At 63.4% G+C, this 25,674-nt stretch carries 22 protein-coding genes; 18 read left to right on the top strand and 4 right to left on the bottom strand.

Annotated elements, in window-relative coordinates:
- Positions 1-63: 63 nt before the first annotated feature.
- The gene (locus EYE42_RS15995) at positions 64-327 is read right to left on the bottom strand and encodes a small membrane protein YohP (RefSeq protein ID WP_165455760.1); all 264 of its coding nucleotides are present in this window, start codon (positions 325-327) and stop codon (positions 64-66) included.
- On the opposite strand from EYE42_RS15995, the gene alaS reads away from it, so the two are divergent.
- The 3 genes from alaS (at position 308) to EYE42_RS09920 (ending at position 4,124) form a co-directional block, all read left to right on the top strand.
- Positions 308-2,968: an alanine--tRNA ligase gene (alaS, locus tag EYE42_RS09930; RefSeq protein ID WP_130991166.1), complete on the top strand. Its 2,661-nt coding sequence runs from the start codon at positions 308-310 to the stop codon at positions 2,966-2,968. The genes EYE42_RS15995 and alaS overlap by 20 nt on opposite strands.
- Positions 2,965-3,264 carry a DUF1330 domain-containing protein gene (locus EYE42_RS09925; protein ID WP_130991165.1) on the top strand — a complete coding sequence of 100 codons (300 nt, stop codon included), beginning with the start codon at positions 2,965-2,967 and terminating at the stop codon, positions 3,262-3,264. Before alaS ends, EYE42_RS09925 begins: the two co-directional genes overlap by 4 nt.
- A 65-nt stretch (positions 3,265-3,329) precedes the next feature.
- Positions 3,330-4,124, top strand: a complete 795-nt coding sequence (locus EYE42_RS09920) for a class II glutamine amidotransferase (RefSeq protein WP_130991164.1) — start codon at positions 3,330-3,332, stop codon at positions 4,122-4,124.
- Here EYE42_RS09920 and EYE42_RS16170 read toward each other — a convergent pair whose 3' ends face one another.
- Positions 4,125-4,565, bottom strand: coding sequence for a DUF4177 domain-containing protein (locus EYE42_RS16170; RefSeq protein WP_211657920.1), 441 nt, complete (start codon positions 4,563-4,565; stop codon positions 4,125-4,127).
- A 252-nt stretch (positions 4,566-4,817) separates the two neighbouring features.
- Positions 4,818-5,504: a GntR family transcriptional regulator gene (locus EYE42_RS09910; protein ID WP_165455759.1), complete on the bottom strand. Its 687-nt coding sequence runs from the start codon at positions 5,502-5,504 to the stop codon at positions 4,818-4,820.
- 138 nt (positions 5,505-5,642) lie between these two features.
- On the opposite strand from EYE42_RS09910, the gene EYE42_RS09905 reads away from it, so the two are divergent.
- From EYE42_RS09905 to EYE42_RS09885, 5 genes are read left to right on the top strand one after another with little or no spacing between them, the layout of a single operon-like run.
- Entirely contained in the window at positions 5,643-6,860 is a 1,218-nt protein-coding gene (locus EYE42_RS09905; protein WP_130991162.1) for a CaiB/BaiF CoA transferase family protein, read from the top strand.
- On the top strand, positions 6,860-7,759 hold the full coding sequence (locus tag EYE42_RS09900; protein WP_211657919.1) for a hydroxymethylglutaryl-CoA lyase: 900 nt from the start codon (positions 6,860-6,862) through the stop codon (positions 7,757-7,759). The genes EYE42_RS09905 and EYE42_RS09900 overlap by 1 nt, the downstream gene beginning before the upstream one ends.
- On the top strand, positions 7,756-9,054 hold the full coding sequence (locus EYE42_RS09895; RefSeq protein ID WP_130991160.1) for a TRAP transporter large permease: 1,299 nt from the start codon (positions 7,756-7,758) through the stop codon (positions 9,052-9,054). The genes EYE42_RS09900 and EYE42_RS09895 overlap by 4 nt, the downstream gene beginning before the upstream one ends.
- Positions 9,055-9,090: 36 nt before the next feature.
- Entirely contained in the window at positions 9,091-10,122 is a 1,032-nt protein-coding gene (locus tag EYE42_RS09890) for a TRAP transporter substrate-binding protein (RefSeq protein ID WP_130991159.1), read from the top strand.
- Positions 10,123-10,126: 4 nt separating this feature from the next.
- Complete coding sequence (locus EYE42_RS09885) at positions 10,127-10,639, top strand: TRAP transporter small permease (protein WP_130991158.1); 513 nt, start codon at positions 10,127-10,129, stop codon at positions 10,637-10,639.
- Between the two features lie 248 nt (positions 10,640-10,887).
- On the opposite strand, the gene EYE42_RS09880 is transcribed toward EYE42_RS09885, so the two are convergent.
- Positions 10,888-11,922: a LacI family DNA-binding transcriptional regulator gene (locus EYE42_RS09880; protein WP_130991157.1), complete on the bottom strand. Its 1,035-nt coding sequence runs from the start codon at positions 11,920-11,922 to the stop codon at positions 10,888-10,890.
- A 178-nt stretch (positions 11,923-12,100) separates the two neighbouring features.
- Here EYE42_RS09880 and sauS point away from each other — a divergent pair, with 178 nt between their 5' ends.
- The 10 genes from sauS to EYE42_RS09830 all read left to right on the top strand — a co-directional run bounded on the left by sauS (position 12,101) and on the right by EYE42_RS09830 (position 25,610).
- On the top strand, positions 12,101-13,510 hold the full coding sequence (gene sauS, locus EYE42_RS09875) for an acylating sulfoacetaldehyde dehydrogenase (protein ID WP_130991156.1): 1,410 nt from the start codon (positions 12,101-12,103) through the stop codon (positions 13,508-13,510).
- On the top strand, positions 13,507-15,033 hold the full coding sequence (locus EYE42_RS09870) for an AMP-binding protein (RefSeq protein ID WP_130991155.1): 1,527 nt from the start codon (positions 13,507-13,509) through the stop codon (positions 15,031-15,033). The genes sauS and EYE42_RS09870 overlap by 4 nt, the downstream gene beginning before the upstream one ends.
- 77 nt (positions 15,034-15,110) lie before the next feature.
- Positions 15,111-16,067, top strand: a complete 957-nt coding sequence (locus tag EYE42_RS09865; RefSeq protein WP_211657918.1) for a Bug family tripartite tricarboxylate transporter substrate binding protein — start codon at positions 15,111-15,113, stop codon at positions 16,065-16,067.
- 12 nt (positions 16,068-16,079) lie between these two features.
- Positions 16,080-16,670 carry a tripartite tricarboxylate transporter TctB family protein gene (locus EYE42_RS09860; RefSeq protein ID WP_130991154.1) on the top strand — a complete coding sequence of 197 codons (591 nt, stop codon included), beginning with the start codon at positions 16,080-16,082 and terminating at the stop codon, positions 16,668-16,670.
- A 13-nt stretch (positions 16,671-16,683) separates the two neighbouring features.
- Positions 16,684-18,180: a tripartite tricarboxylate transporter permease gene (locus tag EYE42_RS09855; protein ID WP_130991153.1), complete on the top strand. Its 1,497-nt coding sequence runs from the start codon at positions 16,684-16,686 to the stop codon at positions 18,178-18,180.
- Between the two features lie 80 nt (positions 18,181-18,260).
- Entirely contained in the window at positions 18,261-20,039 is a 1,779-nt protein-coding gene (gene xsc / locus EYE42_RS09850; protein WP_130991152.1) for a sulfoacetaldehyde acetyltransferase, read from the top strand.
- Between the two features lie 24 nt (positions 20,040-20,063).
- Positions 20,064-21,137 carry a phosphate acetyltransferase gene (gene pta, locus EYE42_RS09845; RefSeq protein ID WP_130991151.1) on the top strand — a complete coding sequence of 358 codons (1,074 nt, stop codon included), beginning with the start codon at positions 20,064-20,066 and terminating at the stop codon, positions 21,135-21,137.
- Positions 21,134-23,923, top strand: coding sequence for a molybdopterin oxidoreductase family protein (locus EYE42_RS09840; protein WP_130991150.1), 2,790 nt, complete (start codon positions 21,134-21,136; stop codon positions 23,921-23,923). Before pta ends, EYE42_RS09840 begins: the two co-directional genes overlap by 4 nt.
- Positions 23,920-24,660: a 4Fe-4S dicluster domain-containing protein gene (locus EYE42_RS09835; protein WP_130991149.1), complete on the top strand. Its 741-nt coding sequence runs from the start codon at positions 23,920-23,922 to the stop codon at positions 24,658-24,660. The genes EYE42_RS09840 and EYE42_RS09835 overlap by 4 nt, the downstream gene beginning before the upstream one ends.
- On the top strand, positions 24,660-25,610 hold the full coding sequence (locus tag EYE42_RS09830) for a dimethyl sulfoxide reductase anchor subunit family protein (RefSeq protein WP_130991148.1): 951 nt from the start codon (positions 24,660-24,662) through the stop codon (positions 25,608-25,610). Before EYE42_RS09835 ends, EYE42_RS09830 begins: the two co-directional genes overlap by 1 nt.
- The last annotated feature ends 64 nt before the right edge of the window (positions 25,611-25,674 follow it).

The following is a 25,674-nucleotide window of genomic DNA, read 5'->3' as shown; positions in this document are numbered from 1 at the left end:
AAGGGTCCATGAACCTTGCAAGGGCGCGGCGCAGGCTGCGCCCTTTGCCTGTTCAGGGCTGCTTCAAAAGATCAGGGACAGTATCCCGATGACGACAAGCAGGCCGATAAGAAAAATGATGCCGATGGTGCCGCCAATGAATTTGAACATGTGAATCTCCGTTTTGAGGGGAGGTAACCGATGTTGATGAAAGTTGTTCCGTTCATGCGGCCATGATCTGGCATTGCTGGACAGGGAACGACGTGCCGGGTAGACCAAGCCAGCCCGGTCGCGTCCGGTTTGCAATCCAGCCATGAAGGCCCTGCCCATGCCCAGCCTGAACGACATCCGCTCGACCTTCCTGACCTTTTTCGAGCGCAACGGTCACCGCATCGTCGAGTCGTCCCCCCTGGTGCCGCGCAACGATCCCACGCTGATGTTCACCAACTCGGGCATGGTGCAGTTCAAGAACCTGTTCACCGGGGTGGAGACGCGCGACTACAAGCGGGCGACCACCGCGCAGAAATGCGTGCGCGCGGGCGGCAAGCACAACGACCTGGACAATGTGGGCTATACCGCGCGCCACCATACCTTTTTCGAGATGCTGGGCAATTTCAGCTTTGGCGATTATTTCAAGGAAGGCGCCATTCCCTTTGCCTGGGAATTGCTGACCAGGGATTTCGGCATCCCCAAGGACAAGCTGCTGGTGACGGTCTATCATACCGATGACGAGGCGGTGAACATCTGGAAAAAGGTCGCGGGCCTGCCGGACGACCGGATCATCCGCATCCCGACCAGCGATAATTTCTGGCAGATGGGTCCGACCGGTCCCTGCGGTCCCTGCACGGAAATCTTCTATGATCATGGCGATCACATCTGGGGCGGCCCTCCGGGCTCGGCCGAGGAGGACGGCGACCGCTTCATCGAGATCTGGAACCTTGTCTTCATGCAGAACGAGCAGTTCGAGGACGGGTCAATGCGCGCGCTGGACATGCAGTCCATCGACACCGGCATGGGGCTGGAACGGATCGGCGCGCTGTTGCAGGGCAAGCACGACAACTATGACACCGATCTGATGCGGTCGCTGATCGAGGCGTCGGCCCATGCGACCAATGCCGATCCCGACGGGCCGGGCAAGGTTCATCACCGCGTCATCGCCGACCATCTGCGGTCCACCAGCTTTCTGATCGCGGACGGGGTGATGCCCAGCAACGAAGGGCGCGGATACGTGCTGCGGCGGATCATGCGCCGGGCGATGCGGCACGCGCATATGCTGGGCGCCCAGGATCCGGTCATGCACAAGCTGGTGCCCGCCCTGGTCCGGCAGATGGGCGCGGCCTATCCCGAACTGACCCGCGCGCAGCCCCTGATCCAGGAAACCCTGCGCAGCGAGGAGGCCCGGTTCCGCCAGACCCTGGACCGGGGCCTGCGGCTGCTGGAGGACGAGCTGGCAAAGCTGCCGGAGGGTGCGAACCTGCCGGGCGATACGGCCTTCAAGCTCTATGACACTTACGGCTTTCCCCTGGATCTGACGCAGGATGCGCTGCGCGAACAGGGCCGGTCGGTGGATACCGCCGGCTTTGATGCCGCAATGGCTGAACAGAAGGCCAGGGCGCGTGCAGCCTGGGCAGGGTCCGGGGAATCCCGCGATGCCGCCATCTGGTTCGAGCTTGCCGAACGGCACGGCGCGACCGAGTTCCTGGGCTATGATACCGAAGAAGCCGAAGGGCAGGTTCTGGCCATCGTCGCGAATGGCGCCGAGGCCCCCGAGGCAACCGCAGGCCAGACCACAGCCCTTGTCGTCAACCAGACGCCCTTTTATGCCGAGGCGGGCGGTCAGGTAGGCGATACCGGCCAGATCCGCACCGAAACCGGGATTGCCCGCGTGACCGACACCCGGCGGATCGCGGGCGTCTTTCTGCACATGGCCGAAATCACGACCGGCACCATCCGGCCGGGGCAGGGCGCAACCCTGTCGGTGGATCATGTGCGCCGTGGCGCCATCCGGGCGAATCATTCCGCGACGCATCTGCTGCACGAGGCGCTGCGACAGGCGCTGGGTCCGCATGTCGCGCAGCGCGGCAGCCTGAACGCCGCGGAACGGCTGCGGTTCGATTTCAGCCACAGTCAGGCGGTTTCCCCTGCGGAACTGGCGCGCATCGAAGCCGAGGTGAATGATTTCATTCGCCAGAACAGCCCGGTCGAAACGCGTATCATGACCCCCGACGATGCCCGGGCCCTGGGCGCTCAGGCCCTGTTCGGCGAAAAATACGGCGACGAGGTTCGGGTCGTCTCGATGGGGCGGCTTGCCGACAGCGGCAAGGGCGCCGACGGGCAGACCTATTCGCTGGAATTGTGCGGCGGCACCCATGTGGCCCGCACGGGCGATATCGGCGCCTTTGTCGTGCTGGGGGACAGTGCCAGCAGCGCCGGAGTGCGGCGGATCGAAGCGCTGACCGGACAGGCGGCCTTGGCGCATCTGCGCCGTGCCGACAGTCAGGTGTCAGAGATTGCCGGTCTTCTGAAGGCGCAGGCCGGGGAGGTGGTGAGCCGCGTCAAGGCGCTTGCCGACGAGCGCAAGGCCCTGGCGAACGAGGTGGCCCACCTGAAACGGCAGCTTGCCATGGGCGGCGCCGGTGATGCTGAAACCGTCAAGGACATCAACGGCGTCAAGTTCATCGGCCGCAGGATCGACGGCGTCGGCGGCAAAGAGCTGGGCGCGCTTGTGGACAACATGAAGGCGCAGCTTGGCAGCGGCGCCGTTCTGGTGCTGGCCGAAACCGAGGGCAAGGCCACGGTCGCCGCCGGGGTGACGGCCGATCTGGTGGACCGCATCAGTGCGGTGACGCTGGTGCAGACCGCGACCGCCGCATTGGGGGGCAAGGGCGGCGGCGGACGGCCGGACCGCGCCCAGGGCGGGGCGCCCAGCCTGGCCGCCGCCGATGACGCCATCGCCCGTGTCGAGAAACTGATCGAGGAAACCGCATGACCGCGCTCTGGATTGCCCATGTGACCGTCACCGACCCCGAGGCCTATGGCCGGTACGCCCAGGCCGCCGGACCGGCCGTTGCCGCGCATGGCGGGGTTTTCCTGGCACGGGGCGGGCGTTACCGGCAGATGGAAGGGCAGGAACGGCCCCGCAACGTGGTGGCCCGCTTTCCCAGTTTCGAGGCCGCCGTTGCCTGTTACGAAAGCAGTGAATATCAGGCGGCGCTTGCCCATGCCAAAGGCGCGTCCGAACGCGACCTTGTGATCGTCGAGGAAACGGCGCCCCCTGCGGAATAGGCTATATTCTTCATCCATTCGTGGTAGTTCTGTCGCAAAGACGTCAAACACGAAGGGGCAGGATCATGTGTCGTTGGGCCGCCTATGTGGGCCAACCGATTTTCCTCGAGGATATCGTCAGCCGCCCGGATCATTCGCTGATCCGGCAGAGCCAGGGCGCACGGCGTTGCCACACGCCGGTCAATGCCGACGGCTTCGGGCTGGCCTGGTACGGAGAGCGGCCCGAGCCGGGGCTCTATCGCGATGTGTTGCCCGCCTGGTCGGATCCCAACCTGCACAGTCTGGTGGCGCAGGTCCGCTCGGGGCTGTTCATGGCGCATGTGCGCGCCTCCACCGGCACCGCGACCAGCCGGAACAACTGCCATCCCTTCGCGTCGGGCCGGTGGAGCTTTATGCACAACGGGCAGTTCGGGGGGTATGATACCTATCGCCGCGATGCCGACGCGATGATTCCCGACGCGCTCTATCCCAGCCGCCGGGGGGCCACGGACAGCGAGGCGCTGTTCCTGATCGCCTTGGGCGAAGGGCTGGAACACGATCCCAAAGGCGCCATGGAACGGGCCGTCGCGCGGCTGACCGATCTGGCCATGCGGCGGGGCTGCGCGCCCTTTGTTCGCGCGACCTGCGCCTTTTCCGATGGCAGAAGGCTGTATGCGATCCGCCATGCCAGCGACGATCAGGCGCCCAGCCTGTATCACCGCTGGTCCGAACGCCGGCAAGGAAGGGCGGTGGTGTCAGAGCCGCTGGAAACCGAGGAAAACGACTGGTCCGAGGTTCCGCCTGACAGTTTCTGCGTGTTCGACCGGGATACGATGACGGTGCAGCCTTTCGCGCCGCAGCTTCGGGCCTGCGCAGCCTGATCAGGGCTGCAGGGGGGCGGTCCGAGGCGCGGGCGGGGTCGCCTCGGTGTCCGCCGCCGGTGGGACCGCAGGCGTTCCGATAGGCAGGTCGCCGGGTTGCGGCGCTGCGGCGCGGGGCAGGTCGGGAACCGGCTGGGGTTCGCGCATGGGCGAGGCGGCCACCGCATATTCGGGCTGAGGCTGCCGCAATGCCGTATCGGCCGCAGATGCCGCCAAAGGGCGGCGGAAGACCAGCAGGTTGTGATACACGGTGCTGCGACCGGTCAGCCCGCTGCGCTCCTCGCTGGGCAGCACGTCGGCTCGGACATACTCCCATCCCTCGCGCGCCATGCGGTTCAGTTCCGAGGTTAGGGCCAAGGCATAGCGGCTGCCGGGGGTCTTGGCGTCCTTGGCCTTTTCTCCACGCGTCGGGGCGGGAATGACGGAATATTCAAAGGACATTGCGTCCGCCTTGTTGGTTGTGGTCATTTTGGGGGATAGAGCAGATGTGCAGTCAAGGAAAGTGCACGTAGCAACTGGGTGCCCAGTAACCTGCCGCCTGAAAGTCCGCGCCATTATCGAGAATATGGCCAGCCCTCCTACCCCATCCGCGCACATCCCGCGACCCAACTCGCGCGTCCGTTCCGGCTTCAAGGCTTTCGGCGCGTGACATGCGTGGCTCAGGCAGGTGTTGCCTGGGTGAAAAAGAGCCGATCACGTCTCTGTCGGGGCATCTCCGGTCGGTTGCTGAAGAAACGTCGCGGCGGCAGAAAGAATATGCGCCTCCATGCATCGGCTGGCCCAATCTGACATCCCGGCCGAGATGCCCTCGGCGATCTCGTGGTGGTGCCCGGCCGAGCGGACACGCTGGCGCAGGCTGTAGCGCTGCAGCGTCAGGCTGACGAAGGCCAGGTCCACGGTGGAACTGAGCAGTCGTTCCAGCCGCGGGGCGGCGGCGGCCTGCATGATGACGCCATGGAACAGGGCGTTCTCCTCGTGGATGCGGCGGACGATCTCGGGGTCCGGACCGCCACGCAGAAGCGCAACCAGATCTGACATGCGATGCGCCGATGCGGTCAGCGCGTCGCGCTGAGCGGTGCTGGCGCGTTCGGCCGCGCGGGCCGCAGCATAGGATTCCAGCCGCACGCGAATGTCGAATATCTCTTGCATCGCGGCGCGCGTGGGCAGAACGCACCACAGCCCGTGGCCGGCGCGCCGCTGCAAAAGCCCCTCAAGAAGCAGGCGGCCCACCGCGGCGCGCACCGGCGTACGCGACAGGCCCAGCATCCGCGCCAGCCCGTCCTCGGTCACCTTGCGGTCGGTGGGAAGCCGCCCATCCAGCGCCGCCTGGCGCAGGACGCGATAGGCGCGCTCGGCCGCGCTGTCGGGTCTGCCGGTCACGATCCCCTCCGGGTTTTGATACAATTTATCGGACGATTGTTCTGATTGACAGAAATAACTTGCCTGCGATCCCGGGGCGGCATTGGATTGTATCCAATGAGGAGGTCGCGCATCGCGCGGCAGGGAGGACGACAAGACATGACTGAACCCGAACCGTCAGGTTTCGGGCCCCTTCGGGGCTTGCGCGTCATCGAGATGGGGCAGTTGCTGGCCGGGCCATTCGTCGGGACCCGCTGCGCCGATTTCGGGGCCGATGTGATCAAGGTCGAGGCTCCGGGCCAAGGCGATCCGATCCGCGACTGGGGTCGCAACCGCCACGAGGGGCGCACGCTGTGGTGGCCGATCATGGCGCGCAACAAGCGCTCGGTTTCGGCCAACCTGCGCGATCCGCGCGGCCAGGATCTGGTGCGCCGGCTGCTGACCGATGCCGATGTCCTGATCGAGAACTTCAAGCCCGGCACGCTGGAAAAATGGGGGATGAGCCCGGCCGAACTGCACGCCATCAACCCGCGCCTGGTGATCGTGCGGGTATCGGGATTCGGCCAGACCGGGCCCTATGCGGGGCGGCCGGGCTTTGCCTCGGTCGGAGAGGCGATGTCGGGGATGCGCTATATCAACGGCTATCCCGACATGCCGCCGCCGCGCTATGGCATCTCTCTGGGCGATACGCTGACGGCACTGTTCGCGTTCGAGGGGATGATGATGGCGCTGTGGCACCGCGACCGCACCGACGGGCGCGGGCAGGTGGTCGATGCGGCCATCACCGAAAGCTGTTTTGCCATGCTGGAAAGCTGCGTCACCGAATATTCCAAGACCGGCCATGTGCGACAGCCCTCGGGATCGGGGCTGGACAAGATCGCGCCGTCCAACATCTATCCCTCGGCCGAGGGCACGTGGATCGTGATCGCCGCGAATGTGGACGCGATGTTCCGCCGCCTGGCGCGCGCGATGGACCGGCCCGACTTGGCCGATGACCCCCGTTTCTCCGGCCATCAGGTGCGCGGAGAGAACGCCGCCGAACTGGACGCGATGATCGCGGACTGGACGCGGTCGCTGCCCCTGCAGGAACTGACCGCCCGGCTGGAGGCGCATGACGTGGTTTACGGGCCGATCAACTCCATCGCCGAGGTGGTGGCCGATCCGCATTTCCGCGAACGCGGCATGGTGCGCGACATCGAGGACCCCGACTTCGGCACCATCACCGTGCCGGGCGTGTTCCCGGTCCTGTCGCGGACCCCGGGCGACATCGCCTGGCTGGGGCCCCAGGCAATCGGCGCCAGCAACGCGCAGGTTTACGGAGATTTGGGCCTGAGGGCGGACGATCTGGCACGGCTGAAAGCCGACGGGGTGATCTGATGGTGACGATCTGCGAAGTGGGCCCGCGCGACGGGCTACAGAACCTGCCGCTGACCTTCCCGGTCGAGGAACGCATCCGCCTGATCGCCGGGCTGGCTGCGGCCGGGTTGCGCAGCATCGAGGCGGTCAGCATGGTCAGCCCGTCCCGTGTCCCCCAGATGGCGGGCGCCGAGGAGGTGCTTGCAGGCCTGCCCGAGCTGCCCGGAGTTCACCTGTCCGCGCTGGTCCTGAACCTGCGCGGGGCCGAGCGCGCGCTGGCCACGCGCGTCCAGGGCCTGCGATTTGCCGTCGTGGCCTCGGACACGTTTTGCCGGCGCAACCAGGGCATGTCGTCCGAGGACAGTGTCGCCGAATTCGCCCGTGCGGCCGAAGCGGCGCGGGGTGCGGGGCGCGACATCACGGCGGTGGTGGCCACCGCCTATGGCTGCCCGTTCGAGGGCGAGGTGCCCCCCGACCGCGTGGCCGGCATGGTCGCCGCCCTGGTCGCGGCGGGCGCGGACAGGATCGTGCTGGCCGACACGATCGGGGTTGCCGTGCCGGGCGACATCCGCCGCTTGCACCGCCACGTGGCCCCCACGCTGCAGGGCCGCCCCTGGGGGGTTCATCTGCACAACACCCGCAACACCGGCTATGCCAACCTGTCGGCGGCGCTGGAACTGGGCGCGACGGTTGTCGATGCCTCGATCGGGGGCCTGGGGGGCTGCCCCTTTGCGCCGCGCGCCACCGGCAACATCGCCACTGAGGACGTGAATTACCTGATGCAGCGCGAGGGGATCGCGACGGGGCTGGACCACGACCGCCTGTCGGCCCTGGTCGAGGATCTGGCCGGGCGCGTTCCCGACAAGATTACCGGTCAGTTGAGCCGGGCCGGATGGTTTGGGGAAAGGGCTGCATCATGATCGAACCCATCATCGTCGTCGTCGTCCTGCTGGGCCTGATCGGCATCGGGGCCCCCATCTTCCTGGCCCTGGGGGCTGCCGGGATGCTGGGCCTCTACATGGCGCGGGGGGCCATGGCGCTGTTCTTCGGACCGACCTCGCTTTTCGCGCAACTGAACAGCTTCGAGCTTCTCGCCCTGCCGCTGTTCGTCCTGATGGGCAACTTCCTGTCGGCCACGCCGGTGGGCGAGAACCTGTACCGCGCGGCGGCCCTGTGGTTCAGCCGCGTGCGCGGCGGGCTGGCGGTGGCCACGGTAGGCGCCTCGACCATGTTCGGCGCGGTCTCGGGCGTCTCGATCGCCGGGGTCGCGGCCATCGGCTCGATCGCGGTGCCGCAAATGCTGGCGCGCGGCTATTCGCAGCGGCTGGCGGCGGGATCGGTGGTCAGTTCCGGTGCACTGGCGATGCTGATTCCCCCCAGCGTGCCGCTAATCATCTACGGCGCGGTGTCGGGCGTGTCGGTGTCCGACCTGTTCATCGGCGGCATCGTTCCGGGGCTGATGCTGGCCTTCGTGTTGGCAGTGTATATCTGGATCCGCGCGACGCTGAACCCGTCCGAGGCGCCGCTGGAACACGAAGGCCCGCCCGACTGGGGCGCGCGGCTGCGGTCGCTGGGCAGTCTGTGGCACGCCGGGCTGCTGGTGATCGTGGTTCTGGGCGTCATCTATACCGGGGTCGCCACCCCCAGCGAGGCGGGGGCCTTCGGGGCATTGGGCGCGATGTTCCTGGCGGGAGTGATCTTTCGCACCCTGACCTGGGCGCGGCTGTGGGACATCCTGGCCTCCAGCGCGCGCATTTCGGGCTCGATCCTGCTGATCATGGGCTGCGCCCGGATCTTTGGCGATTACCTGAACCTGATCCGGCTGCCCGATGCCGTGTCCCAGGCCCTGACCCAGACCGGCCTGGCACCCTTTGCCATCCTGATGCTGGTCATGGTGGCGCTGCTGCTGCTGGGGATGCTGCTGGACGCGGTCTCGCTGATCGTGGTCACCACGCCGATCCTGCTGCCGCTGGTCACGACGCTTGGCTATGATCCGCTGTGGTTCGGCATCATCCTGGTGATGAACCTGGAAATGGCGGTGATCACCCCGCCCGTGGGGCTGAACCTGTACACATTGAAGGCCGTGGCACCCGTCCTGCCGATCGAAACGATCATCCGCAGCGTGCTGCCCTTCGTCATTCTGCAATTCGCCGTCCTGACATTGTTCGTCCTGATACCGGGACTGGCATTGTGGCTGCCGGGGCTGGCGGGCTGACCACACGATCCGAATGTTCACCTGGGAGGAAACGACATGACCACAAGACGCACTTTCCTGAGCGGCGCGGCCACCATCGGCGCCTTGTCGGTGGCGGGCTGGCCCAAGACCGCCCGCGCGGCCGAGGTGCTGACCGCCGTCAGCTATCTTCCGCCATCCTATGCGGACCTTGCCTATGGCTCGCAAGGCTTCGTGGACCGGGTCAACGAGGCGCAGGACGGCCCGGTCAGCATCGACTATCACGACAGCGCGCGCCTGGTGTCGGCGGATGAACAGTTGCCGGCGCTGCGCTCCGGAACGGTCGATTTCATGTTCCACACGACCTCTTACATCACCCGCTCGCTGCCGATCCTGGGGGTGCTGGGCCTGCCGGGCGTGGTCGGGCCGCTTTACGAAAACCCCGACCGCCTGCGCCGCGATGGGCCGCTCTTCGCCCTGATCCAGGCCGAGCTGGCCAAGCAGGGCCTGACCTGCCTGTCCCTGGGCGGCGGCATCATGGAGCCGGAATACGTCTGGAGCATCGAAAGCGCGCCGATCACCTCTCTGGCCGACATCGAGGGCAAGAAAGTGCGTCTGGTGTCCTTCGAGGCATCGGCCGCGCTGGAACATTTCGGCGCGGCACCGGTGCGTGTGCCGTCCTCGGAACTCTATATCGCGCTGGAGCGCGGCACGGTGGATGCGGCCGTGGCCAACATCTCGACCATCAACGGGCGCAGCGTGCAGGAACAGGTCAAGTACGCCTATCGCCTGCCGGTGACGGGATTTGCCATCGGCGCCTTCATGACCACCCAGCGGTGGGAATCGCTTCCCGAGGAGGCGCGCGCGGCCCTGACGGAAGCAGCTGAATGGTTCGATGCCGACAGCGCGCGGGTCGCCAACGAGGATTACTTCGAGGGCCAGTACTGGCCGGCCTTCCGCGAGGCGGGTATCGAGATTGTCGATCCAACCCCTGACGAGCTGGCCGAATTCGACGCCATCAACGCGGATGTCAGGGAAATCTGGCTGAAGGAGGTCGGCGCCGAGATCGGCCAGCAGGCCATCGACCTGGCCCTGGGTCAGGAGGCCTGAGGCCATGCGATCGCTGGATCGGCTTGTGCACGGGGTGTCGCTGCTGCTTCATGCGGGCGGCGCCCTGGCGCTGGCCTTCATCATGGTGACCATCGGCTATGATGCCCTGATGCGGTACTTCTTCGCCCGCGCGACCAGTTGGAGCATGGAGGTCAACGCCTTCCTGCTGGTCTATCTGGCCCTGGTTCCCGCATCCGAGACCCTGAGACGGGGCGAACAGATCGGCATCGGCGTCATGGCCGAACTGGCCTCGCCCGCCGTGCAGCGGGTTCTGGGCGTGATCGTGGGCTTGGTCGGCGTGGTCTTCTGCGCTGCCCTGACATGGCGCGGCGTGCTGATGTCGCATGACGCCTATGCCTATGGCGAGCGTGTCTCGAGCAGCTTCGGCACCCCGATGTGGATCCCCTATGCCCTGATCCCCTTGGGTTTTTCGGTGCTGGGCTTGCAGTTTCTGCTGATCATCCTTGAGGCTGGAGGCCCTGCCAAGGCCGCAAAGGTTGATGGCGGGGCGTTCTAGGGCGGCGGGGATATTTTCCCTGCGACAAGCACCAGGTGTCGCGGCCGTGATTCTCATCCGGGCGGCGTAAACTCCTCTGCCCGTGGGCACCGACGGCCACCACGGCAGGCTCAAGGGATCTCGAAACCCCGAGAGCCTGCCACGGTGTGTCTGGCGGATTATGCATCCCAGGTCCGGATGCCTGCGAGCGTGGATCGCTTTGCCGTCATGCGCGGCTGTCCAAAGGGCGCTGCCGGGTGAGCATTGCTTCAACCGGGGCGCGCGGTGATCGTGGTGCCGCGCATGACGAGTTCACATTCGAACCGGGTGCCCAGCAACGCGCCATCAGCCGCATTGTCCACGGCCTTGATCAGTTGCCGGGCGGCAGCGGTCCCGATGCGGTTGGCGGGGATCCGCACGGTGGTCAGCCCTGGTTCTAATTCTGCGGATCCGGCAAAGTCGCCGATACCGATGATCGAAACATCCCTGGGCACCGAAAGACCCAGCCTGAGGGCTGAAAAGATCGCCCCCTGCGCGATGACATCATTGCCGCATAAAAGCGCGGTTGGCCGTTCTGCCCGGTCCAGCAAGTCAAGGCAGGCCACCTTTGCTTCTGCGATGCTGTAGGGGGTCTGGCGCTGCCATTCCGGGCGAAGTTCCGCATCAAGCGACATGAAGCGATCCATCGCCGATGATTTCCGGGCCCGTGCCCGGTCGTTGTCCTCCAGGGCGGGAAAGACCGTGCCAATCGACCTGTGCCCCAGCATGAGCAGGTGGTTCGCGGCCAGCCGGCCAGCCTCGGCATTGTCCACGCCGATGCACGATATCTCTGAATTCGCAGCATAATTCCATATGGCCAGAACCGGCACGCCTTGTTCCCGCAGGACGCGATAAGTGTCCTGGCCGTGATCAAGCCCGATCAGGGCAAGCGCATCCACGCGGTGTTCCAGCAGCTTTCGGACCAGTTGATATTCCGCGGCAAGATCATAGCCGTGCGATGCCAGAAGCAGCGTAAATCCGCTGTCTGTCACGGTGTCGTTGAATGCCTGTACGAGTTCGGCGAAGATCGTATACGCCAATGTCGGCACCACCAGACCAATGGTCGCACTGCGTCTGCCGTGGATCGTCTGGGCGGCGCGGTTCCGGATGTAACCGCATTTCCGAATCGCCTGCTCTACCTTCTTGCGGGTCGATGGCTGAACCAAGTCAGGGTGGTTCATGACCCGAGAAACCGTAGCCACAGAGACCCCTGCAAGCTTTGCTACGGAAACAATATCGGGCTTAAGATTTTCTTTTTTAACCATTTTTCATGCCATCTCATATTTATCATGAAAACATTTGCATCACTATTTTCATTCCTTATCGTTAAATTGTGAAGAGGCAATCGGTCGTTCCCTGCCGGTCAGGGAAAATTCGCCAGATGTCTGTCGTTTGCCTTGCATTGCCCGGACTGTCGGGCCCAAGCGGAAAACAGTAACGGATATGAACATCTCCAACGATATTCTTTCGGTCGATATGATCATGGCGCGGGCTCGGGCCGCGCAGGCCGGATACGAGGCCGGCGGCAGTCAGCGCCGCTATGATCTTGCCGCTCAGGCCGCAGCTTGGGCGATCATGGAGCCGGACCGCAATCGCCAACTGGCCGAACTTGCCGTGCGGACCACGGGTCTGGGCAACGTGGCCGACAAGATCACCAAGAACCATCGCAAGACCTTGGGCCTGATGCGCGACATCCAGGGGATCCAGACTTTCGGAATACTGCCCGAAGATCCGGGTACGGGGATCACTGAAATCGCACGGCCCTTGGGGGTGATCGGCGCGGTGGTGCCCTCGACCAATCCTGCCGCCACCCCGGCGAACAACATCATCAACGCGCTGAAATGTGGCAATGCGATCATCCTTTCGCCGTCGCCGAAGGGAATCGAATGCTGTGCGGCGCTGATTGCCTTTATCCACGCAGAGTTCGACAAGATCGGCGAAGACAAGGATCTGGTGCAGATGATCCCCGCGCCTGGCACCAAAGCCAAGACGCAGCGCCTGCTTGAAACAGCGGATCTTGTGATCGTTACAGGCAGCCAGGACAACGTGCGCCGTGCCTATGAAAGCGGAACCCCCGCGATCGGCGTGGGGGCAGGGAATGTTGCGGTCATTGTGGACGAAACCGCGGACTTGGCCGCCGCCGCCCACAAGATCGCCGCCTCCAAGACCTTCGACAACGCCACCTCGTGCTCGTCCGAGAATGAACTGATCGTTCTTGATGCAGTCTATGACACCTTTCTGGATGCCTTGGCGGCAGAGGGCTGCGCCACGATTCAGGCGTCTCAGGCTGATGGCGTCGTCGCCCGTCTCTGGCCCGACGGCCACCTGAATCGCGACATCATCGCCAAGGATGCCGAGGTGATGATAGAAAAGCTTGGGTTGTCCGAACTCGTCCCAGGCGGAACCCGGTTCATTGCAGTGGAAACCGACGGCATCGGGCCGGATCATCCCTTGTCGGGGGAAAAACTAAGCCGGGTCGTTGCGCTCTATCGTGCGCGGGATTTCGATCATGCAGCCGAACTCGCCAAGCGCATCCTGCAATACCAAGGGGCAGGCCATTCCATCGGCCTGCATACCGCCGATGCGGACCGGCCGGTGGCTCTGGGCCGGCACCTGCCCGTATGCCGCGTCATCGTCAACCAGGCGCATTGCTTTGCCACCGGCGGGGCGTTTGACAACGGATTGCCTTTTTCGTTGTCGATGGGATGCGGCACCTGGGGCGGAAACTCGATCGACGCCAACCTTCACTGGCGTCACTATCTTCAGCGCACCAGGATCGTCCGTCCCATCGCACCCCAGGAACCCGCACTCGAGGACATCTTTGCAGGCTATTGGACGGAGGCCGGGAGATGAGGTTCGATCTTTTCGATCCGCCCTCAGGCACCGTCCGGGATTGGCTGGACCACCGCGCTGATACGGAGGGCAACCGGACCAGCCATCTGTTTGCCGAGGATGCCAGCGAAATTACCTGGGCCGAGTTGCGTGCAGGTGCCGCCACGATCGCCGCGAACCTGACTGGCATGGGCATCCGTCGCGGCGAAAGCGTCGCCCTGATGATGCCAAACGGGCGCGATGCGGTGCTTGGCCTGTTTGGTGCCCTTTATGGCGGTTTCCGGGCCACGATGATCAATCTTGTCGCCGGTGCCGACGCGATCGGCTATGCCCTGGGGCATTCAGGCAGCCGGGTCGTGCTGGTCGCTGCAACAAGGCGTGAGCTTCTGGACGCAGCGCTGGCCGAGAACACCGCCCCCCCGGTGGCCATCACCGCCTGCGAGGGGTTTTCCTGGCCCGAAGGGCTGGCCGGTGCCGACCTGCATCCGTGCGGGCCGGACGATGACGCGCTGCTGATGTACACCTCTGGCACGACCGGACGCCCGAAGGGGGTTGTGCACAGCCATTCGAGCCTGCTCGCCGGGGGTTGGACGACCGCGTGTGCCCACGCGCTGGTTCCCGGTGATCGAGCGATGTGTGTCTTGCCGATCTACCACATCAACGGCCTGTGCGTGACGATCATGGGCCCTTTGGTTTCAGGGGGCTCGGTGGTGATCTGTGAACGGTTCTCGGTGGGACAGTTCTGGCCCTTGTGCGAGTCCTATGGCGTGACCTGGTTTTCCGTGGTTCCCACAATCATATCTCATCTTCTGCACGGCGAACGCGATCCCGAGGAGACAACTCGGCAAAGAATCCGCTTCGGCCGGTCCGCATCCGCAGCCCTTGCGATCGACGTTCAGACGGCGTTCGAGCAGCGCTTTGGCATTCCGATCGTGGAAACCATGGGTTTGACGGAAACCGCGGCCCAGATCCTGTCCAACCCGCTGCCACCAGGCTTGCGTAAAATCGGCTCTCCGGGCGTGGCCGTCGGCAACGAGGTCGCCATCGTGTCGGAAGACATGGTTCCGCTTCCGCCTGACATCGAAGGGGAAATCGCCGTGCGCGGGCCCAATGTGATGCGCGGCTATCTGAACAACCCCGAGGCCACGGCTGCGGCATTGACTGCCGATGGCTGGCTGAAAACCGGCGATCTGGGGCGAAAGGACGCAGACGGCTATGTCTTTGTTACCGGTCGCCTGAAGGAACTTATCATCAAAGGCGGCGAGAACATAGCTCCGCGTGAAGTGGACGAAGCCCTTTACGCCCATCCCGATGTCATCGAGGCTGCGGCCTTTGCCCGTCGCTGCGCCCGCTATGGCGAAAGAGTCGAGGCGGCTGTGGCCCTGCGCCAGGGATCAAACCTCAGCATCGAGGAACTGACACAGCTTTGCGAACGAAAGCTCGGCAAGTTCAAGTCGCCAGACATCATACATGTGATGGACGAACTGCCCAAGGGACCCTCGGGCAAGATTCAACGCCTGCGGCTGGCGCAAATGACGGAATGACGCCGAAGTCTGCCTCGCTTTGGGAGGAGCGGGGCAGGATTTGACGAAAGGCATGGTCATGATGGGAGGAGAAATCAATGACCCCGACTGTTGTACTGGAATATGCGAAGGCTGGTTTCGCGGCCTCGGCAATGATTTTTTCGGCCAGCATTGCCGCTGCGCAGGACTATCCCCAGCGTCCGATCGAAATGGTGGTCACCTTCGGGCCGGGCGGCGGCGCTGACCTGATGGGTCGGCAGATGGCGCGCCTCATGGAGAGTTCGCTTGGCGTGTCCTTGCCGGTATCGAATGTCGCTGGTGCCTCGGGGAATGCCGGATTGACGCGTTTGCGCACGAATCCGGCCGATGGCTATACGGTCGGCACGCTGATCTCGTTGACGGTCGCGTCCTGGGCTTCTGGCCTGGGCGACAGCAAGCCCGAGGATTTCCGCATCATCTCGGTGGTGCAGAATTCGCCCTCGTTCCTTTTTGTCGCCGCCAACAGCCCCTATCAAACTGCCGAAGCCCTGTTCGAACATGCCCAGTCCAACCCGGGGCAACTGACCGTGGCGACCTCGGGCTATGGCACCCAGGACGATGTTACGCTGAAGCTGCTGGCAAAAGGCGGCGTTCAAATGGAGAACGTGCCCTTTCAGGCGCCGGGCGAACGCTATGCTTCGCCGATAGGCGGACATACGGCTGTTCTCTACGAGGAGCCGGGCGATGTTGCGCAGTTTCTCGAGGCTGGCCAGCTCAAGCCGCTGGTCGTGTTTTCCCAGGAACGCCATCCTGCTTTCCCCGATGTGCCCACCGCGGCCGAACTCGGCCACGATATCTCGGGACTCGATAATTTCCGCACCATCGCCGTGCATGCCGATACCCCGGCCGAAATTGTAGGCATCCTTGAAGACGCCGTTTCCGGGGCCGTAGCATCGCCGGAATGGCAGGATTTCTGCGCCTCTACCTACAGCTGCATCGAACCTGTCACGGGTGATGCTGCCCAGACGATGATCACCGACTTCTTTCAGTTGGTTGCTGATCAGCTGAACAGTTGAGGCAGGGGCATCATGGCCATGGTTGACAAGACACAAACTGACCTTGCCCCGAGCGGTGCTGCGGGAACGGGCCTTTCGACGGTTCCGCGTCTGGTTCCCGCAATGCTGGCCGGTATGCTCTTGCTGGCATCGGTCCTGCTGCCGGCATTCATGTTTGAAACCGTCCGTGAACAGCCCATGCCGGGGTTGGGGCCCGGGGCTTGGCCGGGGGCGATCCTTTTCGCTCTGGCGGCGTTTTCCGCCCTGTGGCTGTTGCTGGAGATACGCGCTCTGGCCAGATCTGAACGCACCAGTAGCCTTGAGGCGCCTGCCGAAGAAGAAACATACCGATACGGCAAGGCTCTTGGCGGGATCGGGCTTGTCATCGCTTTCGGTTGGCTGTTGCCGGTGATCGGGTTTGCACTGGCCACGGGACTTTTTCTGCTGGTGTGGTGCCTCTACGGCGGGCAGCGCCATCCCTTGGTCCTGACCCTGGTTCCAACGATCGGCACCGTCGCGCTTTTGTGGATGTTCATGGGCCTTGCCCTGATGCCTCTCAGCCGCGGCGTGGGCGTCTTTGAACGTTTCAGCGTCTGGTTGCTGACGTTCATCGGAATCTATTAGGGGGATCGGGATCATGCAAACCATCAACTTATTGCTGGCTGGTTTTCAGTCCGCCTTTGAACTGGCGGCTTTCATCACCGTGGTCGTCGGGCTTCTGGTCGGGGTGATTGCGGGTGCATTGCCGGGGATTTCGTTCGTCAATGCCATGGCGATGGCGCTGCCCTTTACCTATGCGATGGGTGCGACCCAAGCCATGCTGTTTCTGGGCGGGATCTATGTCGGTGGCGTGTTCGGCGGATCGATCTCGGCAATCATGATCAACGTTCCGGGCACGCCTGCATCGCTGCCCTCGACCTGGGACGGTTATGCGATGACCCGCAAGGGCCAGGTCAAGCGGGCTTTGACAATCGCGGTGACGGCCTCTGCCACGGGCGGGCTGGTCAGCGCGCTTATGCTTACCTTTCTGTCGGCGCCTTTCGCCAGCTTTGCCATGCGCTTCTCGCAGCCCGAGTTTTTTGCCGCAACGGTCCTGGGCCTTGTCAGCGTGATTGCCATTGCCAAGGACAAGCCGATAATCACGCTCATCTCGCTCTTGATCGGAATGGCGATCGGCACGGTGGGCGTTGACCCGCTGTATGGACAGGCGCGGTTCAGCTTTGGCATCCCTGAGGTGGAAAGCGGCATCCGCTTCGTCGTGGTCATGATAGGCCTGTTTGCCATCGGCGAGGTTGTCGATCTGGTTGCCAGCAATCGCGACCTGCGCCCCAAGAAGACTGACGGCAAGCCGGAACGAGTGCGTCTGCGCGACATTCTGGCGGTGAAGGGCGCAATCCTGCGGGGTACCGGCATAGGCTGCATGATCGGTGTCATTCCAGGTGCGGGCGCGACGCCTGGGGCGGTGATTGCCTATGGCGTTGAAAAGCAGATCAACCCGCGCGGCGCCGAATTCGGAACCGGGGTCGAGGCTGGCCTTGCCGCCCCCGAGGCGGCCAAGAACGCCACAACCGGCGCGGCCATGGTGCCGCTGCTGACGCTGGGCATCCCGGGCAGTGCGGCCACCGCGATCATGCTTGCAGCGATGATGCTGCAGGGCGTCAACCCCGGACCTCTGCTGTTCATCATGGATCCCTCCATGGTGTATACGATCTTCGCCGCCATGATCATCGCCAATGTGCTGATGATCGGGGCAGGTTTTGGCGTCGCCCAGATGTTCTCGACACTAATGCGCACGCCGCCTGCGATCCTTGCTGCCTTCATCGTGGTCCTCAGTCTGATCGGGGCCTATGGGGTGCGCAACAACATCTTTGATGTCTATGTCTGTCTCGTCTTCGGCGTGCTCGGATGGGCTATGAAACGAGTGGGCTTTCCATCAGCCCCGCTTGTGCTGGGGGTGATCCTGGGACCGCTGGCGGAACGCTATTTCCTGACTGCGGTGGCCAATTCGCGGCAGGATTACAGCGTGTTCTTCACCCGCCCCATCAGTGCGACAATCCTGTTCATCGCCTTTGTCTTTGTCCTGTGGTCGCTGTGGCCGACGCTGAAATCCCGGATCGGGCGCCAACCCGCCTGATCCGCCCCTATCCCCTGATCACGATTCAGGTCGGCTTACTCCGACTGGTGCCGACGCATGCCTGAGAAAAGGAAGAAACCATGAAAATGACCACCGAAGAGGCCTTCATAAAAGTTCTGCAGATGCACGGCATCCAGCATGCCTTCGGAATCATCGGGTCAGCCATGATGCCCATTTCAGACCTGTTTCCGAAAGCGGGTATTACCTTCTGGGATTGCGCGCATGAATGCAACGCCGGCATGATGGCCGATGGCTACAGCCGGGTGACGGGCCGCATGTCGATGCTGGTCGCGCAGAACGGGCCTGGGATCACCTCGCTGGTGACGCCGGTCAAGACGGCATACTGGAACCATACGCCGCTTCTGGTCGTGACGCCGCAGGCTGCCAACAAGACCATCGGGCAGGGCGGCTTCCAGGAAGTCGAGCAAATGGCGCTGATGGAGGACATGGTCGCCTATCAGGAGGAGGTGCGCGATCCGTCGCGCGTGGCCGAGGTGCTCAACCGTGTCATTTTGCAGGCCAAACGTGCCTCGGGTCCTGCCCAGATCAACATCCCGCGCGATTTCTGGACTCAGGTCATCGATATCCGCCTGCCCGACATCATCGAGTTCGAACGTCCGGCCGGCGGAGAGGCTGCGATAGACAGGGCGGCGGCGCTGCTTTCCAAGGCGCGTTTTCCGGTCATCCTGAACGGCGCCGGCGTGGTGCTGGCCGGTGCGATCGACGACTCGCGTGCGCTGGCCGAACGGCTCGATGCGCCAGTCTGCTGCGGCTATCAGCATAACGATGCCTTCCCGGGCAGCCATCCGCTTTCGGTCGGACCGCTGGGCTACAACGGATCGAAGGCGGCGATGGAACTGATTGCCAGGGCGGATGTGGTCCTGGCCCTGGGCACACGGCTCAACCCGTTCTCGACCCTGCCGGGATACGGCATCGACTACTGGCCCAAGGACGCGGCGATCATCCAGGTGGACATCAATCCCGACCGGATCGGCCTGACGAAGCCCGTCAGCGTGGGGATCGTCGGCGATGCGGGCAAGGTGGCTCGGGCGATCCTTGCACGGCTGTCCGATGAGGCCGGCGATGCCGAGCGGGACGAGCGGCGTCAGGTGATCTCTCAAACAAGATCGCGCTGGGCGCAGGAGCTTTCGAGCCTCGATCATGAGGAGGATGATCCCGGCACCGACTGGAACCAGCGCGCCCGCGCCCGCGACGCGGACCGCATGTCCCCCCGCATGGCTTGGCGCGCGGTGATGGCAGCCCTGCCCGCAGATGCGATCATCAGCAGCGATATCGGAAACAACTGTGCGATAGGGAACGCCTATCCGACCTTTGAAAAAGGGCGCAAATACCTCGCGCCAGGTCTTTTTGGCCCTTGCGGATATGGGTTCCCGGCGATTCTGGGGGCAAAGATCGGCTGCCCGGACGTGCCGGTGGTCGGTTTCGCAGGCGATGGTGCCTTCGGAATTTCGATGAACGAGATGGTGTCCATCGCGCGTGACGACTGGCCGGCGATCACAATGGTTATTTTCCGCAACTATCAGTGGGGTGCCGAAAAGCGCAATACCACATTGTGGTTTGACGACAATTTCGTCGGGACCGAGCTGTCGCAGAAGGTCTGCTATGCCGATATTGCCCGCGCCTGCGGGGTGGACGGGGTGCAGGTGCGATCGATGGAGGAACTCTCCACGGCGCTTCGTTCGGCGATCGATGCGCAGATGAAGGAACGCCGCACCACCTTTATCGAGGTGCTGCTCAACCAGGAACTTGGCGAACCCTTCCGCCGGGATGCGATGAAAAAGCCGGTTTCGGTCGCGGGGATCGATCCCGCCGACATGCATGTGCCCGAAGACGCCTGACCAACAGCCAGGAGAGCCAGCCGCATGAGATTGTTGCAAGACATTCTGGATCGTGCCCGCGCCGCGCGCCGCCACATCGTTCTGCCCGAGGGTCAGGATATCCGGGTCATGCGTGCAGCGGTGCTGGCGGTGGATCAGGGCCTGGCCAGGATTACCCTGATCGGCCCGAAAGGGCCGATCACTCAGGGCCTTGCTGATCTGGGGCGGCGGGAGGCCGAGGATCTGCGGATCGTTGATCCAGCCGACGACCAAGCGACGGAACCCCTTGCCGATCTGTACCATCACCTGCGCCGCAGCAAGGGGATCAGCCCAAGCGACGCCGTGCAGGCGGCAAGGCTGCCGCATCTTCGGGCGGCGCTAATGGTGCGCGCCGGAATGGCAGACGGAACGCTGGGAGGGGCGGTACTGCCCACCACCGACATCGTGCGCGCGGCCTTGCAGATCATCGGACCCGCTTCGGGGAACCGGCTTGTTTCAAGCTACTTCCTGATGATATTTCAGGATCGCGCGACGGGCGAAGGGCGCGCCTGCGTCTTTTCCGACGCGGGCCTCGTGGTTGATCCCGATGCAGAACAACTTGCCGAAATCGCCCTGGCCTCGGCAGCCTCTTTTGGACAGCTTTGCGCGCAAGAGCCGCGCGTGGCCATGCTGTCCTTTTCCACGCATGGCAGCGCCACACACCCGCTGACCGATAAGGTTGCCGCGGCCACCCGTATAGCTCGTGCGCGGGCGCCTGAGCTTCTGATCGACGGAGAGCTGCAGTTCGATGCGGCCTTTGTCCCCGACGTCGCCCGGACGAAGGCTTCCGCCTCGCCGATTGCGGGACGGGCAAATGTCTTTGTTTTTCCCAATCTCGACGCCGGAAACATCGGCTACAAGATAGCCCAGCGCATCGGGGGCGCCATTGCCCTCGGCCCGATCCTGCAGGGCTTGGCGCGCCCTGCCAACGACCTGTCCCGTGGCTGCGATGCCGACGATATTCGCTACATGATTGCCGTGACTGCTCTTCAGGCTCAATCCATGTCATTTCAGGCTGTCGAAAACACTGTCCTTCCTGCCTGCTCCATCCCCGACCCCCAAGGAATCGCCCCGTTATGAATCAGCCACGGATCGACCTGTCCCCGAAAGTTTCTGATGAGGTCCGGAAGACCACCTGCTACATGTGCGCCTGCCGGTGCGGGATCAATGTGCATCTCAAGGACGGCAAGGTCGCCTATATCGAAGGCAATCGCGATCATCCGGTCAACCGTGGCGTGCTGTGTGCCAAGGGGTCGGCGGGTATCATGCAGATCAACGCCCCTTCGCGGCTTCGGGCGCCCTTGCGCCGGACAGGTCCACGCGGGTCAGGGCAGTTCCAGGAGATCTCATGGGAGGAGGCATTGGGAACCGCCAGCGACTGGCTGGGCCAAATCCGTCGCACCGATCCGTCGCGGCTGGCATTTTTTACCGGCAGAGACCAGTCCCAGTCCTTCACCAGTTTCTGGGCGCAGGCCTTTGGAACGCCCAATTATGCCGCGCATGGGGGGTTCTGTTCGGTGAACATGGCCGCTGCTGGAATCTATACGATGGGCGGCGCCTTCTGGGAGTTCGGTCAGCCCGACTGGGACCGCACGAAACTGTTCGTCCTGTTCGGCGTGGCTGAGGATCATGACAGCAACCCGATCAAGATGGGAATCGGCAAGCTCAAGGCCCGTGGCGCGCGGATGATTGGCGTGAACCCGATCCGGTCGGGCTACAATGCCGTGGCGGACGACTGGTTCGGGATAACACCGGGCACCGACGGACTGCTGATCCTGTCCCTTATCCACTGCCTCATGGCGGCAGGGCAGATCGATCTGGAATACCTTGCGCGCTATACGAACGCCCCTGTCATGGTTGATGACGCCACGGGCCTGTTCCTGCGCAACGACGATAACAAGCCTCTGGTCATCGACCGTGTGACCGGCGATCTGATGGCCTTCGACCAGCCCGGCGTCCGACCCGATCTGAACGGCAGCTATCCTGGCCACCGGACTGTGCTGCAGCTTATGGCCGAGCGGTATCTGCAGCCTGACCATACCCCCGAGGCCGTGGCCGACCGTTGCGGCATCCCCGCCGAGCGGATCAGGGCCCTGGCCGATGAAATCGCCCGCGTCGCTTTCCAGGAAGCGATCAGCCTTGAGCGTTCCTGGACGGATTTCAGGGGCGAACGGCACGAAAGGATGGTTGGCCGGCCGGTGGCGTTCCATGCAATGCGCGGCATTTCGGCACATTCGAACGGCTTTCAGACCTGCCGGGCGCTGCACGTGCTGCAAATTCTGCTGGGCTCGGTCGATGTGCCGGGCGGATTCCGTTTCAAGCCGCCCTATCCCAAGCCGGTGGAAGCCCATCCAGTGCCGCATTGCAAGGCACGTCCCGACCTGCCGCTTGACGGCCCGCACCTGGGCTTCGTGCATGGGCCAGAGCATCTGGCCTTGAAGGACGACGGGACCCCGGCCCGCATCGACAAGGCGTTTTCCTGGGAAAACCCGCTATCTGTGCATGGGCTGATGCATATGGTGATCTCCAACGCCCATGCCGGGGATCCCTATCCCATCGACACCCTGTTCCTGTATATGGCCAACATGTCGTGGAATTCGTCGATGAATACCCGTGGCGTCATCGACATGCTGACGGATACCGACGAAAAGGGCGATTATGTGATCCCCCGGATCATCTATTCGGATGCCTACAGTTCGGAAATGGTGGCCTATGCCGATCTGGTCCTGCCCGATACAACCTATCTGGAGCGTCACGATTGCATCAGTCTGCTTGATCGCCCGATCAGCGAGGCCGAGGCAGCGGCCGACGCGATCCGCTGGCCAGTCATTGAACCCGACCGCGACGTGCGCGGCTTTCAAACGGTCCTGATCCAGTTGGCCAATCTCATGGAGCTTCCGGGCTTCGTGCGTGAGGATGGCGCCCCGATCTACAAGGACTATGCCGACTATATCGTGAACCACGAACGGCGGCCGGGCATCGGACCGCTGTCTGGATTTCGCGGCAATGGCGATCAGACAGGGCGGGGGATGCCCAATCCCGACCAGTTGCGCCGCTATATCGAAACCGGGGGCTTCCACATCGCCCATGTCCCGGCGGGCGCTGAATACTACAAGGCATGGAACAAGGACTATCAGGAATGGGCGGTCGGCATGGGGTTTTACGACAAGCCTCAGCCCTACGTGTTCCAGTTGTACGTAGAGCCGATGCGCAAGTTCCAGCGTGCCGCCGAGGGTCATGGAGAGCGTCAGCCGCCCGAACATCTTCGGGATCAACTTCGTCAGGTCATGGACCCGCTGCCGATCTGGTATCCGCCCCTGGAAGACAGCCGTGTCGATCCCAAGGACTATCCCCTGCATGCCCTGACGCAACGGCCGATGGCGATGTATCACAGTTGGGGTACCCAAAACGCCTGGCTGCGTCAGATCCACGGGCATAATCCACTGTATGTGTCGCGCGATGTCTGGGAAAAGCACGAGTTCCGCGAGGGCGACTGGGCAAGGGTGACTTCGGCCCATGGGTCGATCACCGTGCCGGTCGCGCTGCATGGGGCGCTTAACCCGCATACCGTCTGGACCTGGAACGCCATCGGCAAACGCAAGGGCGCCTGGGCACTTGGCGAAGACGCGCCAGAGGCGACGCGGGGATTTCTGCTGAACCACCTGATCCACGAACTCCAACCGCCTCGTGGCGACGGACTGCGCTGGTCGAATTCCGATCCGATCACCGGGCAGGCGGCCTGGTTCGATCTGCGCGTCAGGATCGAGAAGGTGGCGCCCCAGGACGAAGCCGGACCCCCCTTTGCGCCGATTGCCTCGCCAGTGGGGCAGGGACCAAAAAATCTGACCTGGAAGGTGGGCAAATGACCGCATTGCCGCAATCGACCGAACGCAAGCTGGGATTAGTCATCGATCTGGATACCTGCGTGGGGTGCCATGCCTGCGTGATCAGTTGCAAGGGATGGAACACCGAAAATTACGGCGCTCCGCTGTCGGACATGGATGCCTATGGATCCGAGCCGACCGGCACCTTTCTCAATCGTGTCCACAGCTTTGAAATAGAACCGGGATGCGGGGGGACGGCGCAAACGGTACATTTCCCGAAATCCTGCCTGCATTGCGAGGACGCGCCCTGCGTGACGGTATGCCCGACGGGCGCCAGCTACAAACGGGCCGAAGATGGTATCGTGCTGGTGAACGAGGATGCCTGCATCGGCTGTGGGCTTTGCGCCTGGGCGTGTCCTTATGGCGCGCGCGAAATGGATGCGGCCGCCGGGGTCATGAAGAAATGCACGCTTTGTGTGGATCGGATTTATAACGAGAACCTGCCCGAAGACGACCGGGTCCCCGCCTGCGTGCGCACCTGCCCGGCAGGCGCGCGCTATTTCGGAGATCTGGGCGATCCGGGCAGCGCCGTCAGCCAGCTTGTTGCCAGCCGGGGTGGATTTGACCTCATGCCTGAACTGGGCACAAAGCCCGTGAACAAGTACCTGCCGCCCCGACCAAAAGACCGTCTCAAAGCGGCAAGCCATCCGCCGGTCCCCGTCTCGCAGGACAGCAAGGGATTTTTTGCCTGGCTTGACCGCGCTCTGGAGAAAATCTGATGCATCCGGCTCCCTCCGTCATCATCTTCAGTGTCCTGTCAGGCGCGGGTTTCGGCTATCTTGCTTTCCTGGGGCTGGGAATTTCCACGGGTACGGGAATGACCGCGTTCTGGCAGTTCGGACTGGGCATTGCCTTGGCGGTCGTGGGCCTGATCTCATCTACCTTCCATCTGGGAAATCCAAAGCGGGCGCTTCTTGCCTTTACCCAGTGGCGGACAAGCTGGCTCAGCCGCGAGGCTTGGATCGCCGTTGCCGCGCTGCTGACCATGGGAGTGTTTGCTGCCGCAGCGGTCTTTCTGGAGCGTCTTGTTCCCATTGTCGGCGTTTTAGGGGCGGCGCTGTCCTTGGGGACCGTTTTCGTCACATCAATGATCTATGCGCAAATGGCCACGGTCCCGCGGTGGAATTCACCGCTGACGCCCGCCTATTTCCTTGCTTCATCGGTCAGCGCCGGGGCGATCCTGTCGGGACATATCGCTCTGGCGCTGACAGCAATTCTGTTGCTTGGGATCATTCAGTTGGCGTGCTGGTGGTGGGGCGATCAAAGCTTTGCCGGTCGTGGCCATTCAGTCTCGTCGGCCACCGGATTGGGCAGGGGAGGGCAGGTGAGATTATTCGAATCCCCTCATAGCGGCACGAACTACCTTCTGAAGGAATTCGTTTTCCAGGTCGCCCGACGGCGGGCTGACAAGCTTCGCGCAATCTGCATCGTTTTTTTCATTCTCTTGCCCGCTTTGATCATTCTTGCTGACGCCGGTGTTCTGGCCATTGGCCTGGCTTTCGGCGCCCATCTTGTCGGGACGCTCATTTCACGCTGGCTGTTTTTCGCGCAAGCCGAACATGTGGTTCAACTGTATTACGGTCATCAACCGACCCTGGGGTCGGGACTGGCTGATGGTCCCGGTCAGGAAAGGGCGGCTGTGGGAAGTGCGATGGGTGCAGGAAGCTAGCGCCAAGGCTCGTGTAATCTGCCACTGAACAGTCATGAAGGCCGGGTCTTCAGGATTTCATGTT

The organism is Paracoccus subflavus (assembly GCF_004310345.1).
In the GTDB taxonomy this organism is placed as follows: Bacteria; Pseudomonadota; Alphaproteobacteria; order Rhodobacterales; family Rhodobacteraceae; genus Paracoccus; species Paracoccus subflavus.
This window is presented reverse-complemented; position numbering and strand designations above follow the sequence as displayed.